The 2,801-nt window shown below is 73.9% G+C and carries 4 protein-coding genes; 2 read left to right on the top strand and 2 right to left on the bottom strand.

Features of this window, described 5'->3' with window-relative positions:
* Both AB0J52_RS34940 and efeU read left to right on the top strand, forming a co-directional pair.
* Positions 1-1,101, top strand: a 1,101-nt coding sequence (locus tag AB0J52_RS34940) for an HRDC domain-containing protein (RefSeq protein ID WP_500187177.1), incomplete at its 5' end; no start/stop codon positions are given.
* A 153-nt stretch (positions 1,102-1,254) separates the two neighbouring features.
* The gene (efeU, locus tag AB0J52_RS34935) at positions 1,255-2,124 is read left to right on the top strand and encodes an iron uptake transporter permease EfeU (protein ID WP_500187176.1); all 870 of its coding nucleotides are present in this window, start codon (positions 1,255-1,257) and stop codon (positions 2,122-2,124) included.
* A 22-nt stretch (positions 2,125-2,146) separates the two neighbouring features.
* Here efeU and AB0J52_RS34930 read toward each other — a convergent pair whose 3' ends face one another.
* Positions 2,147-2,509 carry a hypothetical protein gene (locus tag AB0J52_RS34930; protein ID WP_500187175.1) on the bottom strand — a complete coding sequence of 121 codons (363 nt, stop codon included), beginning with the start codon at positions 2,507-2,509 and terminating at the stop codon, positions 2,147-2,149.
* A gap of 107 nt (positions 2,510-2,616) precedes the next feature.
* A partial coding sequence (locus tag AB0J52_RS34925) for an AMP-binding enzyme (RefSeq protein ID WP_500187174.1) occupies positions 2,617-2,801 on the bottom strand: 185 nt, incomplete at its 5' end.

Below are 2,801 nucleotides of genomic sequence, written 5' to 3'. Positions count from 1 at the left end.
AGCGGGCCGGTCGCGGTGGACGCCGAGCGCGCGTCCGGCTACCGGTACGGGCAGCGGGCCTACCTGATCCAGCTGCGCCGCGCGGGCGCGGGGACGGCGCTGATCGACCCCATCGAGTGCCCCGACCTGACCGGGCTGAACGCGGCGCTGTCCGGCACCGAGATGGTGCTGCACGCCGCCAACCAGGACCTTCCCTGCCTGGCCGAGGTCGGGCTCGTGCCGACCTCGCTGTTCGACACCGAGCTGGCCGGGCGGCTGCTCGGCTACCCGCGGGTCGGGCTCGGCTCGATCGTCGAGACCGTCCTCGGCTACGCGCTGGAGAAGGGCCACTCGGCGGCCGACTGGTCGACGCGTCCGCTGCCCGAGGACTGGCTGAAGTACGCGGCGCTGGACGTCGAGCTGCTGGTGGAGCTGCGCGACGCCCTCAAGGCCGAGCTGGAGGCCACCGGCAAGCTGCCGTGGGCGGTGGAGGAGTTCGCCGCGATCCTGGCGACGCCGCCGAAGACCCCGCGCGCCGACCCGTGGCGCCGCACGTCCGGCATCCACCGGGTGCGCAACCGGCGGGCCCTGGCGATCGTCCGGGAGCTCTGGGAGACCCGCGACCGCATCGCGCAGGAGCGCGACCTGTCCCCCGGCCGGGTCCTGCAGGACGCCGCGATCGTCGAGCTCGCGCTGAAGACGCCGAAGACGCCCGCCGAGCTGCTGGCGCTGCCCACGATGAAGGGCCGCGGGGCGCGCCGCCACCAGTCCGCGTGGCTGCGGGCGGTGACCCGGGCGCGCGGGCTGCCCGAGCGCGGCCTGCCCGAGGCGAACATCCCCGGCGACGGGCCGCCGCCCGCGCACCGCTGGGCCGAGCGCGACCCGGCCGCCGCCGCGCGGCTCACCGCCGCCCGCGCGGTCGTGACGACGCTGTCGGAGGAGTACAACGTCCCGGCCGAGAACCTGATGCAGCCGGACGCGGTGCGCCGCCTGTCGTGGTCGCCGCCGCCCGGCCCGGTCGACGCCGAGCGGCTCTCGGACGCCCTGCGCGCCCTCGGGGCGCGCGAGTGGCAGATCGGGCTGGTCGTCCCGCCCCTGGTCAGGACGTGGGAGGAGCTCTAGGGAGCCCTAGGGGGGCTCTAGGGGCATCGCCTGCCGGGGTCACATCACAGGGGCCGGCTGTTGGGCCATGCGGTGATTTAGGTTAGCTTTGCCTAAGCATCCTTTTCCGCCGCAGGGAACCGTCCCGTGGCCCGATCCCCGAGGAGCGTGGCGATGCTACTGGGCAACTTCCTCATCGGACTGCGGGAGGGTCTCGAGGCCGCCCTCGTCGTCAGCATCCTGATCGCCTACCTGGTGAAGACCGGGCGGCGCGAGGCGCTGCTGCCGGTGTGGATCGGCATCGGGCTCGCGATCACGGTGGCGGTCGGGTTCGGGCTGGCGCTGTCGGCGGCGTCCTCGGAGATGCAGTTCAAGACCCAGGAGCTGTTCGGCGGGATCCTGTCGATCATCGCGGTCGGGCTGGTCACCTGGATGGTCTTCTGGATGCGCCGCACCTCCCGGTTCATGAAGAAGGAGCTGGAGGGCAAGCTCGACGGCGCGCTGAACGTCGGGCCGGTCGCGCTCGGGACGGTCGCGTTCCTCGCGGTCGGCCGCGAGGGCCTGGAGACCGCGCTGTTCCTGTGGACGAACATCACCAGCTCGTCCGAGGGGTCCACGCAGCCGATCCTCGGCGCGCTGCTCGGCCTCGCCTGCGCGGTCGTCCTCGGGTACCTGCTGTACCGGGGCGGGCTGAAGCTGAACCTCAAGCGCTTCTTCGCCTGGACGGGCGGCGCGCTGATCGTGGTCGCGGCCGGCGTGTTCGGCTACGGCTTCAAGGACCTGCAGGAGGCGGACGTCCTGCCCGGCCTGCACACCGTCTGGCTGGAGCCGCACGAGTTCTTCGCCAAGTTCGGCTCGGCGGGCGACTGGCTGCAGACCGCCTTCCAGGGCGTCCTGAACGTCACGCCGCAGGTCACCGCCCTGCAGCTGATCATGTGGGCGCTGTACCTGGTCGTGGTGATGGGCTTCTTCCTGCGGCCGCAGGGCGGGCCGAAGAAGAGCGCGCCCGCCAAGCCCGCCCCCGAGCGGGCCGCCTCCGCCTGAGCGGCCCGCTCGGGGGCGGGCGCTACAGGTCGGGGAGCGGGTCGCGGGGCAGGCTGGCGGGGTCGAAGACCTCGGCGTCGGCCGCGTTGATCACTGGCACGTACTCGTCGTCCACCTCGAAGAACGCCCCGGCGAACTCGAAGTTCGCGCCCGCGCCCGTCGAGACCGGCCCGATCCGCCGCTCGCGCGGGTAGCTCCCCCACACGCCGCTCGGGCGCGTCCGGCTGAACGTCCCGGTGCACAGCACCGTGATCCGGTCGCCGGTCACCACGAACAGGAACCCCGCGCCGCCGCCGTGGCTCAGCGCGGGGAACAGGTAGCGGATCTCCACCTCGCCGCCGAGGAACTCCCGGCAGCGCCGTCGCAGCGGACCCGGCAGCGGCATGGCGGCGTCAGACCCTTCACACTCGGGGGGCGGCCCGGCGACCCCGTCCGCCTCCCATCATGCCCGTCCCCGCTCCCCCGGACCAGCAGGCCGCCGAAGCCCGCGCCTCACGCGTGCGACGGGGCGTCCGGGGGGATCAGCCGGCGCGGGACGATCTTGCCGGTGGCGTTCCGCGGCAGCCCCGCGACGAGGTGCACGTCGCGCGGCACGGCGTACCGGGCGACCTCGGCGTGGACGTGCGCGCGGACGGCGGCCGGGTCGATGCGCGCGCCGGGGCGCGGCACGATGTAGG

Origin of the sequence: Spirillospora sp. NPDC049652 (assembly GCF_040675125.1) — a bacterium.
In the GTDB taxonomy this organism is placed as follows: domain Bacteria; phylum Actinomycetota; class Actinomycetes; order Streptosporangiales; family Streptosporangiaceae; genus Spirillospora.
Note: the sequence above shows the minus strand (reverse complement) of the source record. Positions and strands in the feature narration are given on the sequence as shown.